This window comes from Celeribacter baekdonensis (assembly GCF_900102315.1).
Taxonomy (GTDB): Bacteria; Pseudomonadota; Alphaproteobacteria; order Rhodobacterales; family Rhodobacteraceae; genus Celeribacter; species Celeribacter baekdonensis.
Genome location: NZ_FNBL01000005.1, coordinates 224,654 through 243,465 on the forward strand (window position 1 = coordinate 224,654; position 18,812 = coordinate 243,465).

An 18,812-nucleotide genomic window follows, 5' to 3' on the forward strand; every position below is an offset into this window, starting at 1 on the left:
CTAAACGCGGCCCGGTAAGGAATGGGCCGCGCGCCAAGTCTGTATACATAAGGTCCCAATGAAAGCCAAGCTTGACCTCAAGGACACCATGCCGCACAGCGCATCACATGCGCCACAAGCGCGTCTACGCATCATGCAAACGATCAAATCCCGTCCGCAGGTCACGGATCAGGTCTTTTGGATCCTCAAGCCCCACATGAATGCGTATGGTTTGACCCATTGGAGTCCAATCGGTGGCGGTGCGATAAACTGTCGGGTTTGTGGGCACAAGCAAGCTTTCGAAACCGCCCCAGCTCGATCCCATACCAAAGAATTGCAGGCCATCGAACAGCCGGGCGAGACGGCCGCGATCCGTTTCACTGATCACAAAGCCAAACAAACCGGACGCGCCAGAAAACTGGTTCTTCCAAAGCGCGTGATGCGGGTCTTGTGGACGCGCGGGATGCATCACCCGGATCACCTCATCTTGTTGCGCGAGCCAATCTGCGATGGCCAACCCACTGGCGTGGTGCTGACGCATCCGCAGTGGCAGGGTCCGCAATCCACGCAAGGCGAGATAGGCGTCATCTGGGCTGACGCAAAATCCAAACCGCAGATAGGTTTCACGCAAACGGTCATAAATCTCTTCTGTGCAGGCGATGGTGCCCAGCATGATGTCGGAATGCCCGGAGATGTATTTGGTGCCAGCTTGCATGGAAATGTCGACACCACGTGTCATCGGCTGGAAAAAGTAGCCAGCGCTCCATGTGTTGTCGATTGCTGTCACAACGCCATGTGCGCGTGCAACAGCAACGATAGCATCGACATCCAGGACCTCAAAGGTCTGCGATCCGGGAGATTCCATCCATATGAGTTTGGTTTCAGGGCGGATCAATTCGTTGATCCGCTCGCCAAGCGTGGGGTCGTAATAGGTGGTTTCCACACCCAATCCCCGCAATACGAAATCACAAAATTTCCGGGTTGGGCCATAGGAACTGTCACTTACCAAAAAATGGGCACCGGGTTCTGCAAAGCTCATCAGAATATTCGAAATGGCGCTGACACCAGAGGGAGTCACCAGAGCGCGTTCGCTTTGTTCCAATGTGCAAACGGCATCTTCGAGAGCATGGGTAGTGGGCGTGCCACGACGTCCATACCGCAGGCGCGCGCCCTCTTTGGCATCCAGTGCGGCGAGAGTGGGAAAGAGGATCGTTGAAGCACGGTAGACCGGGGTATTTACGGCGCCAAAGTGCTGATCTGGGTTGCGCCCGCACTGCGTGAGTTGGGTGTCAAATTCCATGTCATCAGAGGTCATAAACGAGGGTTCCTTGTCATTTTCGGCATGCGCAGCGTCTTTGCGAAGCTTTTGCTCGCTGTTGCACTCTACTGAAAACATTTGTATACATAGAATCAGAAGGCGTCAACGACATGACTAAATCCGTCACTTGAACGAACCCAAGAACGCCAGAGACCCAACAGATGAGGACTAAAAATGAACAAAGATTTCAAACTGAAAACCGCTTTGTGCGCCATCGGCCTTGCCACTTTTGGGGGCGCTGGTTTTGCTGATTCGGGCGATACGCTTGCAAGCGTCAAAGAGCGTGGTGAATTGCTGTGTGGCGTGCATCCGGCACGTCACGGCTTTGCTGCGCCAAACAGCAAAGGGCATTGGGGTGGTTTTGAAGTGGATTACTGCCACGCCATTGCCGCTGCGGTTTTTGGCGATGCGGACAAAGTGCGGTTTGTCGCCCTGTCATCGCAGCAACGTTTTCCTGCCATTCAGTCTGGCGAGGTCGATGTTTTGGTGCGCAATGTGACTGCAACGCTGGGGCGTGATACGGCACTTGGCCTGAACTTCGCGCCACCGATTTTCTACACTGGTACAGGCTTTCTTGTGCATGCCGACTCTGGCGTGAAAACGGTCGAAGATCTGGATGGGGCCACCATTTGTGTTGCCCCCGGCTCAACCACAGAGCGCAATGTGGCGCAAATTTTTGCGACCCGCGGTATGGGCTACACACCTGTTGTGATCGAAAACAACAAACAACTTGTCGATGCCTATGTCACCGGGCGGTGTGACGCCTTGACCAAAGACAAGGCCGCTCTTCCGGGTGTGCGGGCCTACGACACCGAAAACCCGGCTGAACATGTGCTTTTGCCCGGCATCTTTTCCAAAGAACCGCTGGCCGCCGCTGTGCGCCAAGGGGACGACCAGTGGTACGATTTGGTGAAATGGGTGACCTATGCCACGTTTAACGCCGAAGAGTTGGGCGTCACCTCTGAGAATGCTGACGACATGAAATCTTCGGACAACGTGGATATTCAATCGCTTTTGGGGGTCACGGGCGACTATGGCTCCAAGCTCGGTGTGAGCGAGGATTGGGCCTATAACGTCATCACCCAAGTCGGAAATTATGCAGAAATCTATGCGCGCCATTTTGGCCCGGGCAGCCCGGTGGAATTGGATCGCGACCTGAACACACTTTGGGTCGATGGGGGTCTGCTTTACGGTTTCCCAATCAAGTAACCCGCTTGCGGGAGCTGTCGCCCGGCTGTGACGTTTTGAAGTCCGGCGACAGCCGTATGAAGCATGATATCCTAAATCTCACGGGAGCACTCAGTGACACATATTGATGGGAGTGATCAGCGCGGGGCCAAACCGCGCCAGACGCTCAGTACTCTCCTCTATAGTAAGAGTTTTCGAACGGCTGTGACCCAAGTGGTTATGGCGGCAGTCGTTATCTTTATCGGTCTCTTTCTTTACCAAAACGTTGTCGAAAACCTGCGGGCGCAAAATATCGCGACGGGATTTGGATTTCTGGAACAGACATCGCAATTCGACATTGGCGAAAAGATGATCACATACAGCGCGCGCGATAGCTATGGCCGCGCCTTTGTTGTTGGGCTGTTGAACACTCTGTCGGTCTCCGCAGCCGGAATCTTTTTGGCGACCCTTATCGGGTTCACCGTCGGGATTTCGCGGATCTCAAGCAACTGGTTGCTGTCCAAAGTGGCGACAGGGTATGTTGAAATCGTTCGTAATATCCCGGTGATCCTGCAGGTGATCTTTTGGTCGGTGCTGTTGCGCAACCTGCCAAATGCGCGCAATGCGGTTGAGATGTATGGCGTCGGCTTTCTAACCAATCGTGGTCTGACCTTTGCTGTACCCGCAACGCATCCGATCCATTCTACGATGGGAATTGCGCTTGTGGCTGGTATCGTCTTGGCCATTCTCGGGTCGATTTGGGCCAGACGCCATCGTGAAAGCACCGGAACATACGTAAATATGCTCTGGCCCTCTATCGGACTTATCATTGGGCTTCCGGTTCTGGTTTGGCTGTTTGGCGGCGCACCCACCGCCATCAGCTATCCTGTACAAAAAGGCTTTAACTTTCAAGGCGGGGTCACCATCTCGCCGGAGTTTACCGCCCTTTTGATCGGGATCGCACTCTATGCCTCTGGGTTCATCGCCGAAATCGTGCGTGCCGGTCTTCAGGCCACGCCAAAGGGACAGATCGAAGCCGCCCGTTCGATGGGCTTTCGTCCATGGTTTGTGACGCGCTATGTCGTACTGCCGCAGGCCTTGCGTGTCATTGTTCCGCCTTTGACCAGCCAATATGTGAGCCTGATCAAAAACAGCTCGATTGCGGTGGTGGTCGGGTATCCTGATCTCGTCAATATCGGCAATACAGTCATGAACCAAACGGGGCAGGCCGTCGAAGCGATTGCCGTAATGATGCTCGTCTATCTGACCATCAGCCTGATCACATCCACCTTTATGAACTTTTACAACCGCCTCGTGGCGATCAAGGAGCGTTAAAAGATGACAACACAGTCTCAACACGCGCCGAAAGTGGCCACCCCCCTTGAACCCATAATGCAATTCGATCCGAATGCAAAAGTGCCCTTTGCCAAATGGATGCAAAAGCACCTGTTCAACTCCGTTTGGCAAAGCCTCATGACGCTTGTCGTTGCGGCGCTCCTGCTTCGTTTTGCCTGGTTTGTGCTAAAATGGGGAGTGATTGACGCCGTATTCTACACCCCTGACCCGGACGTCTGCCGCGCGGCGGCGGGGGCCTGTTGGGCCGTGATCGTGGAAAAACACCGTCCGATGCTCTTTGGGCTTTACCCCTATGACGAACATTGGCGTCTGGTGATTATGATGGTGGTCTATCTCACCACGATCGTGGCGTCGTTGATGCCAAAGCTTTGGAACTTTAAAATCCTCATCCCACTGTGGATTCTTTCCGTGACCTCGATTGGCATCCTGATGTTCGGCGGCGTGTTGGGTCTCGTTTACGTTCCGACGTCTGAGTGGGGCGGGCTGCCGCTGACGATGATTTTGTTTTCCGGAACGGTTCTGATTGGGATGCCCGTTGCCGTTGTGCTCGCTTTGGGGCGGCGTTCGCCGATGCCTGTGGCGCGTGGCGTCTCCGTGGTTTTCATTGAGGCGCTCCGTGGCGTGCCGCTCATCACCATCCTCTTTGTCGCGGTCAACGTGTTTCCGTTGTTCCTACCGGCTGGGGTTGAGGTCAATAAGCTGTTGCGGATCACTGTGGGCATTGCGATCTTCTTTGCCTGCTATCAGGCGGAGGTGATCCGAGGCGGGCTACAGGCCATTCCCACCGGCCAATATGAAGCCGCCGCATCGCTCAACATGAGCTATTGGCAAACCACCCGCAAAATCATTTTGCCGCAAGCGCTGCGTATCAGCCTTCCGGCGATCACCAACCACATCATCGCGGCCATGAAAAACACGTCTTTCGTGATCATCATCGGGCTTTTTGACATTCTTACGGCGACCACCGCCGTGATGCAGGACCCACTATGGCGCCGCTATTATATCGAAGCCTATCTATTTGTCGCCGCTGTCTATCTCTTTTTTGGCTACGCGCTCTCCCTCTATGCGCGCCAAGTCGAAAAATGGATCAACTCGGGCCGCATCTGACTGTGCCCGGATAGGAGATACTCATGTCCAATATCATCGCCCAAACTCAATCCTCCTCCCCCTCTCAGACGCTTGACCAGGAACCCATGATCAAGCTCAGGAATGTGTCCAAATGGTATGGCCATTTTCAGGTGTTACACGATGTCAGCCTTGATGTCCGTAAAGGCGAACGAGTGGTGGTCTGCGGCCCTTCCGGGTCGGGAAAATCCACGCTTATTCGCTGCATCAACCGGCTCGAAGAACACCAGCAAGGCGAGATCATCGTCAACGGTATCGAGATGACCGACAATGTGAAAAACATCGAAAAAATCCGCCGCAACATTGGCATGGTGTTTCAGTCGTTCAATCTCTTTCCACATCTCAATGTCCTCGACAATTTGACCATCGGGCCGATGCTTGTGCGGCACATGAAAAAGAAGGACGCCGAAGAGTTGGCGATGCAGTTCCTTGAAAAAGTTCGCATTCCAGAGCAGGCACAAAAATACCCGCTTCAGCTTTCTGGCGGCCAACAACAACGTGTCGCAATTGCGCGTTCGCTCTGTATGCAACCCGAAATCATGCTGTTTGACGAACCAACCTCTGCGCTTGACCCTGAAATGATCAAAGAGGTGCTCGATACCATGATTGAACTGGCGGACAGTGGCATGACGATGATTTGTGTCACTCACGAGATGGGGTTTGCCCGTACTGTCGCGGATAATGTGATCCTTATGGCCGATGGAAAAACGGTCGAAAGCGGCGCACCAGAAGAGTTCTTTGGCAATCCCAAGAACCCGCGGACGCGCTTGTTCCTTGAACAAATCCTCAAACATTAAGGCTTCCCCGGGGCGGGTTATCCCCTGACCTGCCCCACATTTTTACAGTCCACATACTCTCTTGGTTAAAGGAGATCCCCCGTGTCCGCTTTGACACTCGACCTTGCGCGCCTCGCGTCAGGGCTCAGATTGTGTGACCTCTCTGACCCTGTTCAGCACTGGGCCAAACGCGCCATCACAGACACGCTGGCCTGCGCTTTGGCCGGGGTCAATGAGCCTGCGGTGCGACTGGCTATGGGCGTTTTGCCCGCAAGCCCCGGCCCCTCCTTGGCATTTGTAACCGGGGACAGGCTGCATCCTTTGGACGCCGCGCAAATCAATGGCATTGCCGCTCATGCATTGGATTTTGATGATTGCAACTTGGAGATGGACGGCCATCCGTCCGTGTCCATTGTCCCCGGCCTTTTTGCACTGGCCGAAGCACGCAATGCCTCCGGTGCACAGGTCCTGACCGCCTATGTCGCCGGGGTGGAGACCGAAATTCGCCTCGCGCGGATCGCCAACCCAGCCCATGCGGAACGTGGCTGGCATCCGACGGTGACCTTTGGTGTGATCGGGGCCGCTGTGGCCGCCGCACATCTCATGCGCTTATCACCGGAACATTCCGCCACCGCCATGTCGATAGCAGCGTCTTCTGCGGCGGGGCTTCGGGCCAATTCCGGCACAATGACCAAACCGTTTCACGCCGGACAGGCCAATCGCAATGGTGTTCAGGCGGCTTTGTTGGCCGAAGCGGGCTACACCGCGCGCCTGAATGCGCTTGAACATAAATTCGGTTTCTTACGGGCCTTTGGTGACAGCTTTGATGTTGATCCGGGCCCCGCATTGGACGGCTGGGGCAAAGACTTTGCACTTTTGTCGCCAGGGATCGCGATCAAGCAATATCCGTGTTGTGCGTTTATTCACTGCGCGATTGATGCCGCCGCTCAGCTGCGCGGTGACATCAAGACCGCTCAGATTGAACGCATTGAGGTGGCGCTCCATCACAAACGGCTCAAAAATATTGATCGCCCAATGCCAAAAGACGGGCTGGATGCCAAATTTTCAACCCAGCACCTCACAGCCCGTGCCCTGATCGACGGCACCGTCGGCTTGGATGATTTCCGTCCAGAACGGGTGTTTGACCCAACTGTGGTCGCTTTGGCCGCCAAGGTCGCTTTGGTCCCCCACGAGGAGGGGCTTTCGATGGGCCGTGTTCACGTCTGGCGCGCGGATGGGCGGCATTTGTCCGCAGAGGCAACCGTGGCCATGGGACGCGACCCGTCCAACCCGATGACGCAATCACAGGTCCGCGCAAAATTCCACGATTGCGTCCCGCCCTCGGATCAAAGCACCGCGCTGTTTGACGCCTTGATGCAGCTTGAAACCTTCCCCTCGCTCGCGCCGATCACCGCTGCGATGTGCCCCCCGCCCCCCAATTAAAGACCGGAGGAAACCATGTCTTTGTCTTTTGAGCTTGCCACGCGCGCGCAAGCGCTCGATCCCAAACATTTCGACCCAGAGGCTTTGGGTTTTGCCCGTGTGGCGATTGCCGACATGATCGGTTGCGCTTTGTTGGGCGCCCAAAGCCAAACCACACATTCCGCGCTTTTGACCGGCGTTCAAGGCACTGGACCCTGCCATGTTTTGGGTCGTTTTGAACGGTTAAGCCGCCTTGATGCGGCCTTTGTGAATGGTGTCTCAGGTCATGCGCTTGACTACGACGACACCAGCAAATCGCTTTCAGGACATCCGACCGTCATCATCATTCCGGCCATTCTTCCACTGGCGGAAACCATGGGCACCACCGGGCGCGAGTTGCTTGACGCTTATGTGATTGGCGTCGAAACCGCGACCCGTTTTGCACGGGGCGTAAACTTTGCCCATTACGAAAAAGGGTGGCATCCAACCGCCACGCTTGGGATTTTTGGCGCCGTGGTTTCGGCGGGCATTTTGTTGAAACTTGACACAACAAAAATGGCCCATGCGATTTCCATGGCCGCCTCTTTGGCATCCGGCATCAAGGCCAATTTTGGCACAGACACCAAACCCCTTCACGCAGGGCTGTCTGCGCGAAATGGTCTTTTTGCCGCCTTAATGGCGGCAGACGGTGTCAACGCCTCCCCCACCGCAATGGAACATCCACAGGGCTTTTTGGAGGTCTTCAACGGCAAAGGCCATTACGAAATTGAGCGGATGCTGACCGGCTGGGGCGCGCCGCTTGATCTGATGAGCCCCGGCATTTCGATCAAAAAATACCCCTGTGTGTACAGTGTTCATGCGGCGATTGATGCGGTGATCGCGCTGCACAATGGCCCTTTGAGCGACAGCACGCAGGTCGAGGATGTCGTGGTGCGGATGCACCCGCGCCGACTTTTGCCCCATGTTCGCAACGCGCCAACCAGCGCACTGAATGCCAAATTCAGCCTGCCTTATGCCGTCGCGCGGGGGCTGGTGAACGGTGCAGTGCGACTGGAGCATTTCGAAGAGCGCGCCTTGCATGATCCCGAGGTCACGCGGGTGATGGACCTCATTCGGATGGAAGAAACCGGCCCCGAGTTTTCCGATTATGGTGCCGAGGTGCAGGTGTGTCTCAAGAACGGCAGCACAGTCCGCGCGTTTGTCGACGTTCCGCTGGGGCGTGGACCAGAATCCCCACTGCCACAGGAAATGCTTGAGGCCAAATTTCGCGATTGTGCCAGCCGCAGTCTGAGCGACGCAGGAACCGCAGAGGTGTTTGACATGCTGATGCGCCTCGACTCGTTGCCCGATGTGGCACAGCTCACAACCACCATCGCCTCCGCCACGCTGTAGATCAGAGGAAAACACTATGAGTTTCGCAAAACATCTGTCCGAGTGCGCCCTGTCGATCCGGCTCGACACGCTGCCAAACGCAGCCCTTCACATCGCGCGCCGCGCTGTCGCAGATACGATTGGCGTTGCCCTTGCCGGCCGCTCCGTTCCATATCTGACCGCTCTTGAGGCAACGCTTGAAATCACCTCAGCTGTAGGAGAGGCCACGCTTTGGGGGGCGGGTGGCGCAAAGGCTTCCGTCCTTCATGCGGCGATGGTCAATGGTACGGCAGCGCACGCGTTGGACTTTGACGATTGCTCGACAACGATGGGCGGGCACCCGTCGGCCCCGATTGTGCCTGCGGTTTTGGCCCTGTCAGAGCGCCTTGATGCCTCCGCGGGACAGGCCATTGAAGCTTATGTGACGGGGGTCGAGGTCGAAACCCGTCTCGCCCGCGGACTTTTGCCGCATCACTACGAAAAAGGCTGGCACCCGACGGCCACGCTTGGGGTCTTGGGCGCAGCGGCCGCCTCTGCCCGCATGTTGGGCTTTGACGCTGCCGCCATGGCCAATACTTTGGCCATGGCGGCATCAATGGCCTCAGGGTTAAAATCCAATTTTGGGACCCCGGTCAAACCGATACATGTGGGGCAAGCGGCACATAACGGCGTCTTGGCCGCCCTGTTGACACAACAGGGCATGAGCGCAAATCCAGAAGCGTTTGAACATAATTACGGTTTTTTCAACCTGTTCAACGGTGCAGGCACCTATGACATTCAGGCGATTTTGACGGGCTGGGACGGGCCGTTGGAACTGCTTGATCCAGGCATTGCGATCAAACAACACCCCTGTTGCGGCAGTGCCCATTCGGCCATTGATGCCGCGCTGGCCTTGGTATCCGAACATGGCACTTTCGCACCCGAGCGCATCGCTTCGATTGCCACTCAGACCCACGAACGCCGTTTGGCGCATACCAATCGCCCCAATCCAAAGTCCGGTCTTGATGCGAAGTTTTCAGTACAATTCCTCACCGCCAAAGCCTTGACGGCAGGGCGTTTGCGCCTTGGGGATTTTGCGGATGACAGCTTTTTAACCCCTGAATGTGCCGCCGTTTTGCCAAAGATCACCTCGACAGGACATCAAAAGGAGGACGCCTATTTTGGCCAAGTCACTGTGACCTTGACGGATGGGACAATTTTACAAGCCGACGCCTCCACCCGATTTGGCCGCGGCCCGACCAACCCGATGAGCGACACGGAACTGAAGGAAAAGTTCACCGATTGTGCCGCAGGCACTTTGGGCGAACAAGGCGCGCGCGCGGCCTTTTCCGCCTGCCTTGCGTTGCAACCTCAGGACAGTTTCGTGGACCTCCTTCAACGGGTTTCCGCCAAGGAGGTTTGCTGATGCTCACCTTATACGCTCGCCGCGATTCCTCAAATTGTGCCAAAGTTTTTTGGCTACTCGATCTGCTTGATCTGCCTTTTGATCTTATCCCTATGGGACGCGGATCTGGCGCGCAGGACACTGTCGCGTTTGAACGCCTTACCCCGTTTGGCAAGGTTCCCGTGATCACCGATGGGGCGCTGATCGCGTGGGAATCGAACGCGATTCTGCGTGCTCTTGCCAAACGCGCACAGCCCAACACCGTGTGGCCCGAGGATCAGAGGCAACAGACCCGGATAGACGGCTGGATGGACTGGGCTTCCCTGTCACTGACGCCACCTTTGACTCGGCTGCGCAAAGTGCGAGCGGCAGGTGGCGAAGGCGAATTGGCCGCGGTGATCGAGGCGGCTACTCTGCTTGATTGGCAATTGGGCCAAAGCCCGTTTATCGCAGGCGACACGTTGAGTCTGGCAGACATCACGGCGGCCCCCTCAGTGCATAGACTGGGGCTTTTGAGCGCACAGGAGCCACGCCTTCCAAAGCTGCCACATCTTTTGGCCTATCGCGAAAAGCTTGAGTTAGACCCGCTTTATCGGCTGCATATTCGCGATGCACTAACCTGAGCGCCCAAATGGGTGCCCCTCAGCGCCCATTCCCTGCCCTTTCATGACCAAACGGAGCGCACCCTGTGACGCTCTGACAGGAGAGCTTTGCCATGTCACAACATCCCCTCCCTTTTCTGTTTTATCGTGGCGGTACGTCGCGCGGGCCTTTTTTCAATCGTGCGGACCTGCCCGAAAACCGCAAGCAATTGGCCGAAGTCTTGATCGCGGTTATGGGCGCGGGGCAACCCAACAACATTGATGGGATTGGCGGTGGTACGGCCGTCACCACGAAAGTGGCGATGCTGTCGCGGTCAGACGATCCCAATGTCGACATCGACTATTTCTTTGCCCAGGTTTCAGTAGAGGAGCGGCGCGTCGATTTCAAACCAACCTGCGGAAATATGTTGGCGGGGGTTGGCCCCGCAGCCATTGAGATGGGATTGATAACGGCGCAACAGGGGGAAACCGCCGTGAGGGTGCGCGCAGTTAATACTGGGGCGTTGATTGACATTGTGATCCAAACGCCAAATGCGCAGATGCGCTATGAAGGCACTGCTGCGATCGACGGTGTTCCCGGCACTGCGGCCCCTGTCTCATTGATGTTTCGCGAAACCGTAGGCGCAGGCACCGGCATGATGTTGCCGACCGGTCAGCCCCTTGATGTGATCGACGGGGTTGCAGTCACTTGTCTTGACGTTGCGATGCCAGTGGTGATTGCACGCGCCGAAACCTTTGGCCTCACAGGCTATGAGACGGCACAAGAGCTTGATGACAATGTGGTTTTCACGGCACGCCGCGAAAAAATTCGCGTTCAGGCAGGGGCACTGATGGGGATGGGAGACGTGTCCGGTAGCGTCACGCCCAAATTTGCCCTCATCGCGCCAGCACAGCAGGGTGGACAGGCGTCAGTGCGATATTTCATGCCTTCACGCTGCCATGGGACACTGGCAGTGACCGGCGCACAATGCCTTGCCAGTTGCCTTTTGTTACCCGGCTCGGTGGCCGAGGGTCTCTGTTCTTTACCAGAGCGGGGGCCTTTGGAGATTGTGTTAGAACATCCCTCAGGTCAGATGCTCGTTAGCGTGAACTACTATAAGAATGAGTTGGGCCTAGAGCTGATTTCTGCAGGCATAATGCGTACTGCACGTTTGTTGGCACGTGGCGAGGTGATGGTGCCTGCGTTGGTTTGGGCGCATTAGGTTATGGTTTTTTGTACGGGAGCGGAGGTATCTGAGTTGGCGGGTGTGTCTTGCTTACGTGGCGTGCTGTTGCTGAGGGAGCCAGTCGCTTGCATTGCGCCTATGCCACAGCGTTGAGTTCGCTCTTGTTGCTTCCAGCGTGCTTGCAGCGGGGAGATACAAACGCAACCGGCCACCCGGGGGTGGCTTGTAAGACTTTGATGTTGTTTGGTGATTTTGGTTGCGGGGACACACAACAGACGATCTCTGTGGAATGCCGGTGCGAACGCAAAAACCTCCGCGGCGGGGCCTGCGGAGGTTTCGCAAGTATCGTTGGTTGCGGGAGGGCGCAAACCACGATTCCTGCGATTGATCGAACTGGTGGTGCCAAGACTGGTGGCGTAGAAAACGCGGCGTCCGGAAATCGCAGCGTACCGGAGGGTATGAGCAGGTGACCCGATCCCTTCAGTCATATGGATAGAGCGTCTGATACCTTTCAGTCGGCGCGATCCAACCCTCCAGGAAATCGAGCGGATCGAGTGTGCCGACCATGGATCGCGCCAAGGCAAGACGGGCTGCGAGTCTTTCCCGGCGATCTGGTTCAGCGCGCGCAATGCGGTCTTCCGCTTCTCGGAAGAACTGCTCGACCGACATGGCGACCGACCATCGTTGGATGATTTCCGAGAGCTGTTTGCGGCTGGCGTCAGCTGCAATGGTGATCTGCCGCTGGTCTTCCTCCCGGCGCCAGCGCTCGCGCTGTTCCTCCCACTCTCGTTGTCGCTGTGCTTCCGCTTCATCGGCCGCGATTGCTTTCCGCGCCAAATCTCCGGCAACACCCTCCAATTCCCGAACAACTTCCGGGATCGTGCCTGCAAGCGCTCGCTTCCGTGTTTCCTGCTATGACAACCGGCATGTCGTTCTTCAGGCTGAGCGGAACGGCGATCACCACGAAATCCCCGCTTTCGGCGGCCTCGGCTGCGGTCGCGGCCCGGGCGGACGGGCCCAGCTCCGACACCAGGTCACCCAGCGTTTCTGGCCCCCGCGAGTTCGCGATGACCACCTTGTAGCCCTGCCTGACGGCGGCGCGGGCGATCTGACTCCCGACCTCTCCGGCACCGATGATCCCGATTGTTTCCATCTCTGTTCTTTCTGAAAGTGCCCCGCGGAGCGACCCCGTCCTGCCAGGGCAAGGGATGCCCGGACAGGACGGGGTCGCGGCTCAGGCGCCGAAGGCCCCATCGATTGTGTGCATGGCACCGGTCACGAAGCCGGCTTCCGGTCCGGCGAGCCAAGCGACCAGGCCCGCGACCTCTTCGGGCCGACCGTGGCGCTTGATGGCCATGAAGCTGTGCATCAGCTCCTTCATCGGCCCCTCCGCCGGATTGGCGTCGGTGTCGATCGGGCCCGGTTGCACCACGTTGACGGTGATGCCGCGCGGCCCGAAATCGCGGGCGAGCCCCCGCGCCAGCCCTTGCAGAGCAGACTTGCTGACCGCGTAGGAGGCCATGCCGGGAACCGGCATCCGGTCACCGTTGACGGAGCCGATCACGACAATCCTGCCGCCTTCTGGCATCTGCCGCGCGGCCTCGACCGACGCGTGGTAGGGTGCGTGGACATTGATCTGAAACAGCCGGTCGATCGCGTCCGGGTTCTGGTCCAGCGCATCGCCGAAGATGCCGATGCCGGAGTTCACCACGAGGACGTCGAGCGGGCCGCTCTCGCGCACACGGGCAATGACCGCATCGCGGTCGGCGCTGTCGGTGCAGACGGCCGTGCTGCCGGTCTCGCCAGCAAGCTGCTCGGCCGCCTCACGCGAGCCAACATAGGTGAAGGTCACCTTGTCGCCCTCCCCGGCAAAGCGTCGCACGATCGCCGCGCCAATGCCCCGGCTGCCGCCCAGGACCAATACGGTTCTTGCTTCTGACATGGATCGATGTCCTCTCTTGAGTTTTTGTAGTGAGAGATACATATTAGCCTGAAGGAGCCAGTCAAGAGGTTTTATAGTGTTCACTACAAAAAACAGGCGCACCGCCGGTCGCCCTAGGCAATTCGATCCGGATCAGGCCGTCGCGACGGCCCAGGGACTGTTTCATGCGAAGGGCTACGACAGGGTGAGCCTGGCGGAACTGACCGATGCCCTGGGGATCAAACCACCGAGCTTTTACGCGGCCTTTGGCAACAAGCACGGGCTCTATGCCCGTGTGCTGGACCGCTACGCTGAAACCGGTGCTATTCCCTTCGCGGAGATCCTGCGCGATGACCAGCCGGTTGCGCATGGCCTGAAGACGCTGCTGGAAGAAGCGGCGCGGCGCTACGGGGCAGACCCCGGGGCACCGGGGTGCCTGGTGCTGGAAGGGACACGCTGCCACGACGCGGACGCACGCGCGGCGGCGGGTGTCTTCCATTGCGCGGCCCAGGATCTGATCCGCGCCTATGTCGCGGCGCGCGTCCCGGAGGCGGCAGACCGCGTCACCGATTTTGTCGCCACGGTCATGGCCGGCCTTTCGGCCAAGGCCCGCGAAGGGCATGACGCGGACAGGCTGCTCGCATCGGCGCGCTTAGCCGGACAGGCGCTCACGAAGGAATTGCCCGGATAAGGCTGTCGAGGACAAAGACCTCCATGTGTGTTCGCTTACTCGTTATCGGGTGTAATCATACGGTTACCCCAGAGTTTGGTTTGATAAATTGCGTTTTTACTCACCATAGGTTACATAATGCGGCCGACATCAAACCAATGTCGGTTTATGAAAATCCAGAATCACCAACCATGAGTACGCAAAGAGGCCAAAAGCTGAACTCACTCCAGCACCTCCTGCCGGAAGGCTTGGTGGTGAGTTCGCGATGGCTGGATGAGGCAGGATACTCAAGCGCGCTGCGCAGCAAGTACGTCGCGAGCGGCTGGCTGGAACAACCTGCGCGCGGCCTCTACAGGCGCCCTAGAGCGGAAACGCAATGGCAACACATGGTTGTCTCGCTGCAGTCTCTGATGCGAATGCCGGTCGCCGTCGGGGGACTCACCGCGCTCGAACTACAGGGGTACGGTCACTACGTCCCGATGGGGCACCTGCGGAGGGTGTACCTCTACACGGAGGCCCGCCTGCCCAAATGGCTCAACGAAATGGGCCAGACGATACAATTCCTGCCGCGGAATGCCAGAAAGCTGTTCAGCTCCGGTGCGATATCCAAGACGATTAACGCTCTCCCTCCCCTGGCGTCCACCAAAAACGACGAGACAATAGAAGGCCCAGCCAACGGGCTCAGAATCCATGTTTGGGGCGACCGCTCCTGGCCGATGATGATCTCCCGTCCGGAGCGTGCGATCCTGGAATTCTTGGATGAGCTCCCGGACAACCAGTCTTTCCAGCACGTTGCCGACCTGTTTACCGGCCTCTCGAATCTCAGTCCAAGGCAGCTTCAGGAGACGTTGGAAAGCTGTGACAGCGTGAAGGTCAAAAGGCTTTTTTTGTGGTTTGCCGAGCGCAGTGGCCACTCCTGGGGCAAGCGCCTCGACCTCGATGCCATAAACACGGGGAGTGGCAAGCGGGTGATCGCCAAAGGCGGCAGGCTGGACCCGAAGTATCACATCACCGTGCCGAAGAACCTGGATGGCCATTGAAGAGCGGTTCCGGCAACAGGTCGACCTCCTGGTCCGTGTCCTGCCCTCCGTCTCACGAGAAGAGGTGTTCGCGCTAAAGGGCGGAACGGCGATTAACCTCTTCGTGCGGGACCTGCCACGACTGTCCATCGACATTGATCTCACCTACCTGCCCCTGCGGGCGAGGGAGGGATCCCTCGCCGACATCGACTCGGCGTTGGGGCGGATATCATGATCCATTTCGGCCTCTCTGCCGCATGCGAAGGTCCTTCCGAGCCGTTTGCACAAGGAAGGCATCGTCAACCGCCTTGTCGTTAGGACGCAGGAAACCCAAATCAAAATCGAGGTGACGCCGGTGATGCGCGGCTGCGTGTTTGAACCCCGAACGATGCAGGTCTCGCGGACCGTCTCAGACGCATTCGGATACGCCGAAACCCAGGTCGTTTCGTTCAACGACCTCTACGCGGGCAAACTTGTCGCGGCGCTTGATCGTCAGCACCCCCGCGACCTTTTCGATGTCAGGGATCTTCTGGCCAACGAGGGCGTGACCGAGCCTTTGCGGCAAGCATTCCTCGCCTACATCGTGAGCCCAATCGACTGGCGATCGAGGTGCTTGCGCCAAACCGACGCGATATCCGTGCAGATTTCAAGGAAAATTTCCGGGGCATGACTGCAGCACCAGTCGCCCTGGACGAGTTGATTGCCACGCGCGAGAAAATGCTCGAGATCATGGTTGCGCAGATGCCCGAGGCACATCGTGCGTTCCTCGTAGGTATCGAACGCGGCGATGTGGACTGGGGACTTTCCGGACTCACAGACGCGGCAAGCCTGCCCGCCGTCCGATGGAAACTTTCCAATCTCGGCATGCTCTCCGCAGACCGCCGTGAAACACAAGCAAAGAACCTTGAAGGCATCTGGCAATGACCGACACCGTATTCTGGTCATGGCAAAATGACCTTCCCGCGAAATCAAACCGAGCCTTCATCCGGGATGTCTTGGCCGTCGCCGTCGACCGTGTCAGCCAAACACTCGAAGTCGAGGATGTCGAACGTATCGCTCTCGATCATGACACTCGTTCCCGAGAATGGCGAGTTGGCCATCGTCCTGCGCGGTGATCTTGGCGCCATCCTGCGGTTTGCCGCCGGAAAGAAAAACCCCGACTTCCTTACGGAAGCCGAGGCTTTGGACAATCTTCTAACGCGGGTATATTTGGTTGCGGGGACAGGATTTGAACCTGTGACCTTCAGGTTATGAGCCTGACGAGCTACCGGGCTGCTCCACCCCGCGACAGTTTGTTTGTGCTACCGGCTGTTCAGCTACTTGAGCACTTTGTTTGTGCTACCGGCTGTTCGGCTAGTTGAGCACTTTGTTTGTGCTTTGTTTTTGATCAAAGCACGGTCTTTTCAGAACATGTATGTTCTGGATATTGCCCGAGGGCTGTTTTAAGCGATCGGGGATATTTAGATATCGTCAGAGAGATTAAATATGGCTCTTTATTAGGTTTGGCGGTGACCTACTCTCCCACGACTTAAGTCGCAGTACCATCGGCGCAACCGTGCTTAACGGCCGAGTTCGGGATGGGATCGGGTGTTTCACTAGTGCTGTGACCACCAAACCGAATAAAGAGCCACGACCGGGTTTGATCCCGGCCATTGTCCAAGTCAGATACATTATACTGTGTGTTGGTATGTATGCTTCTGTTTGTCACAGTGAGTAAAACTTTTCAGTTTTGCTTTTACTGGATCAAATCAAGCCTATCGAGCAATTAGTACTGGTCAACTGAATGCATTACTGCACTTACATCTCCAGCCTATCGACGAGGTGGTCTACCTCGGCTCTCAGGGATACCTTGTTTTGAGGGGGGCTTCCCGCTTAGATGCCTTCAGCGGTTATCCTTTCCGATCATAGCTACCCAGCACTGCTATTGGCATAACAACTGGTCCACCAGTGGATCGTTCACCCCGGTCCTCTCGTACTAGGGGCAACTCCTCTCAAGTATCCTACACCCACGGCAGATAGGGACCGAACTGTCTCACGACGTTCTAAACCCAGCTCACGTACCTCTTTAAATGGCGAACAGCCATACCCTTGGGACCTGCTCCAGCCCCAGGATGAGATGAGCCGACATCGAGGTGCCAAACACTGCCGTCGATATGGACTCTTGGGCAGTATCAGCCTGTTATCCCCGGCGTACCTTTTATCCGTTGAGCGATGGCCCTTCCACTCGGGACCACCGGATCACTATGGCCGACTTTCGTCTCTGCTCGACTTGTCAGTCTTGCAGTCAGGCTGGCTTTTGCCATTGCACTCAACGAGCGATTTCCGACCGCTCTGAGCCAACCTTCGCGCGCCTCCGTTACTCTTTAGGAGGCGACCGCCCCAGTCAAACTACCCGCCACACAGGGTCCCGGAACCGGATAACGGTCCGCGGTTAGACATCAAGCAGAACAAGGGTGGTATCTCAAGGGAGGCTCCACAGGGACTAGCGTCCCTGCTTCAAAGCCTACCACCTATCCTGCACATGTTCGGCCTAATGCCAGTGTGAAGCTGTAGTAAAGGTGCACGGGGTCTTTCCGTCTAACCGCGGGAAGCCTGCATCTTGACAGGCAATTCAATTTCGCTGAGTCTATGTTGGAGACAGCGGGGAAGTCGTTACGCCATTCGTGCAGGTCGGAACTTACCCGACAAGGAATTTCGCTACCTTAGGACCGTTATAGTTACGGCCGCCGTTTACCTGGGCTTCAATTCGGAGCTTGCACTCCTCCTTTTAACCTTCAGGCACCGGGCAGGCGTCAGACCCTATACGTCGTCTTACGACTTCGCAGAGCCCTGTGTTTTTAGTAAACAGTCGCCACCCCCTGGTTTGTGCCCCCAGCTCCAAGTTGCCTTAGAACCGGGCCTCCTTCTCGCGAACTTACGGAGGTATTTTGCCGAGTTCCTTCAACATAGTTCTCTCAAGCGCCTTGGTATTCTCTACCAGTCCACCTGTGTCGGTTTAGGGTACGATCTTATGTAAGAGCTATTTCCAGGAACCTCTAAGCAGCCCATTCAATCCGATAAGGATGAACTACCCTCGAGATCCGTCACTTCTTACTGGCCCAGGAATATTAACCTGGTTCCCATCGACTACGCCTTTCGGCCTCGCCTTAGGGGTCGGCTCACCCTGCTCAGATTAGCTTTAAGCAGGAACCCTTGGACTTTCGGCGACAGGGTCTCTCACCCTGTTTGTCGCTACTCATGTCATCATTCTCACTAGTGATCTCTCCACGGGATCGCTCACGCGCCCGCTTCACAGAAAGCCTCTTGTGTCCAATGATCCCGAAGGATCGAAAGACACATGAGACTATGTCACACTACGCTCTGCTACCATGCCTTACGGCATCCTCAGCTTCGGCTCATGGCTTGAGCCCCGTTACATCTTCGCCGCAGGACAACTTATCTAGACCAGTGAGCTGTTACGCTATCTTTAAAGGATGGCTGCTTCTAAGCCAACCTCCTGGTTGTTTTGGTCGTCCCACCTGCTTTCCCACTTAGCC

Annotated in this window: 16 protein-coding genes, 1 tRNA gene, 2 rRNA genes and 1 pseudogene; 13 read left to right on the forward strand and 7 right to left on the reverse strand. The window is 56.9% G+C overall.

Annotated elements, in window-relative coordinates:
- Window positions 1-124 precede the first annotated feature (124 nt).
- Window positions 125-1,294: a cystathionine beta-lyase gene (gene metC, locus BLT54_RS11100; protein WP_074644924.1), complete on the reverse strand. Its 1,170-nt coding sequence runs from the start codon at window positions 1,292-1,294 to the stop codon at window positions 125-127.
- Window positions 1,295-1,471: 177 nt separating this feature from the next.
- Here metC and BLT54_RS11105 point away from each other — a divergent pair, with 177 nt between their 5' ends.
- The 9 genes from BLT54_RS11105 (at window position 1,472) to BLT54_RS11145 (ending at window position 11,702) form a co-directional block, all read left to right on the forward strand.
- Window positions 1,472-2,506, forward strand: coding sequence for an amino acid ABC transporter substrate-binding protein (locus BLT54_RS11105; RefSeq protein ID WP_074644927.1), 1,035 nt, complete (start codon window positions 1,472-1,474; stop codon window positions 2,504-2,506).
- Between the two features lie 93 nt (window positions 2,507-2,599).
- Window positions 2,600-3,799, forward strand: a complete 1,200-nt coding sequence (locus BLT54_RS11110; RefSeq protein WP_083351790.1) for an amino acid ABC transporter permease — start codon at window positions 2,600-2,602, stop codon at window positions 3,797-3,799.
- Window positions 3,800-3,802: 3 nt separating this feature from the next.
- Window positions 3,803-4,927, forward strand: a complete 1,125-nt coding sequence (locus BLT54_RS11115) for an amino acid ABC transporter permease (RefSeq protein WP_218129381.1) — start codon at window positions 3,803-3,805, stop codon at window positions 4,925-4,927.
- Between the two features lie 23 nt (window positions 4,928-4,950).
- Entirely contained in the window at window positions 4,951-5,742 is a 792-nt protein-coding gene (locus tag BLT54_RS11120) for an amino acid ABC transporter ATP-binding protein (protein WP_074644929.1), read from the forward strand.
- A gap of 81 nt (window positions 5,743-5,823) precedes the next feature.
- Entirely contained in the window at window positions 5,824-7,164 is a 1,341-nt protein-coding gene (locus BLT54_RS11125) for an MmgE/PrpD family protein (RefSeq protein WP_074644932.1), read from the forward strand.
- A gap of 15 nt (window positions 7,165-7,179) precedes the next feature.
- On the forward strand, window positions 7,180-8,535 hold the full coding sequence (locus tag BLT54_RS11130) for an MmgE/PrpD family protein (protein WP_074644935.1): 1,356 nt from the start codon (window positions 7,180-7,182) through the stop codon (window positions 8,533-8,535).
- 16 nt (window positions 8,536-8,551) lie between these two features.
- Entirely contained in the window at window positions 8,552-9,919 is a 1,368-nt protein-coding gene (locus BLT54_RS11135) for an MmgE/PrpD family protein (protein WP_074644937.1), read from the forward strand.
- A complete protein-coding gene (locus tag BLT54_RS11140) occupies window positions 9,919-10,521 on the forward strand; it encodes a glutathione S-transferase family protein (RefSeq protein WP_074644939.1) in 603 nt (200 codons plus the stop codon). The genes BLT54_RS11135 and BLT54_RS11140 overlap by 1 nt, the downstream gene beginning before the upstream one ends.
- Before the next feature lie 92 nt (window positions 10,522-10,613).
- The gene (locus tag BLT54_RS11145; protein WP_074644941.1) at window positions 10,614-11,702 is read left to right on the forward strand and encodes a 4-oxalomesaconate tautomerase; all 1,089 of its coding nucleotides are present in this window, start codon (window positions 10,614-10,616) and stop codon (window positions 11,700-11,702) included.
- 444 nt (window positions 11,703-12,146) lie between these two features.
- Here the strand turns inward: BLT54_RS11145 and BLT54_RS11150 are convergent, their stop codons facing one another.
- The 3 genes from BLT54_RS11150 to bdcA are packed head-to-tail and all read right to left on the reverse strand — an operon-like array spanning window position 12,147 to window position 13,608.
- Window positions 12,147-12,503, reverse strand: a complete 357-nt coding sequence (locus tag BLT54_RS11150) for a hypothetical protein (RefSeq protein WP_074644943.1) — start codon at window positions 12,501-12,503, stop codon at window positions 12,147-12,149.
- Window positions 12,475-12,876, reverse strand: a complete 402-nt coding sequence (locus BLT54_RS11155; RefSeq protein ID WP_281241888.1) for an NAD(P)-binding domain-containing protein — start codon at window positions 12,874-12,876, stop codon at window positions 12,475-12,477. Before BLT54_RS11155 ends, BLT54_RS11150 begins: the two co-directional genes overlap by 29 nt.
- Before the next feature lie 24 nt (window positions 12,877-12,900).
- Entirely contained in the window at window positions 12,901-13,608 is a 708-nt protein-coding gene (bdcA, locus tag BLT54_RS11160) for an SDR family oxidoreductase (RefSeq protein WP_074644946.1), read from the reverse strand.
- Window positions 13,609-13,684: 76 nt separating this feature from the next.
- Between bdcA and BLT54_RS11165 the strand changes: the two genes are divergently transcribed.
- From BLT54_RS11165 to BLT54_RS22790, 4 genes and pseudogenes are all read left to right on the forward strand, one after another.
- Window positions 13,685-14,278, forward strand: a complete 594-nt coding sequence (locus BLT54_RS11165; protein WP_074644948.1) for a TetR/AcrR family transcriptional regulator — start codon at window positions 13,685-13,687, stop codon at window positions 14,276-14,278.
- Between the two features lie 170 nt (window positions 14,279-14,448).
- A complete protein-coding gene (locus BLT54_RS11170; protein ID WP_074644950.1) occupies window positions 14,449-15,297 on the forward strand; it encodes a type IV toxin-antitoxin system AbiEi family antitoxin in 849 nt (282 codons plus the stop codon).
- A pseudogene (locus BLT54_RS11175) lies at window positions 15,287-15,946 on the forward strand (nucleotidyl transferase AbiEii/AbiGii toxin family protein). The gene BLT54_RS11170 and the pseudogene BLT54_RS11175 overlap by 11 nt, the downstream one beginning before the upstream one ends.
- Window positions 15,943-16,200 (forward strand): hypothetical protein, encoded by a 258-nt coding sequence (locus BLT54_RS22790; protein WP_245707995.1) that lies wholly within the window; start codon window positions 15,943-15,945, stop codon window positions 16,198-16,200. Before BLT54_RS11175 ends, BLT54_RS22790 begins: the two are co-directional and overlap by 4 nt.
- A gap of 286 nt (window positions 16,201-16,486) precedes the next feature.
- Here BLT54_RS22790 and BLT54_RS11180 read toward each other — a convergent pair.
- The 3 genes from BLT54_RS11180 to BLT54_RS11190 all read right to left on the reverse strand — a co-directional run.
- Window positions 16,487-16,563, reverse strand: a tRNA-Met gene (locus BLT54_RS11180).
- A gap of 213 nt (window positions 16,564-16,776) precedes the next feature.
- A 5S ribosomal RNA gene (rrf, locus tag BLT54_RS11185) occupies window positions 16,777-16,891 on the reverse strand.
- Between the two features lie 129 nt (window positions 16,892-17,020).
- A 23S ribosomal RNA gene (locus BLT54_RS11190) occupies window positions 17,021-18,812 on the reverse strand; the annotation flags it as partial.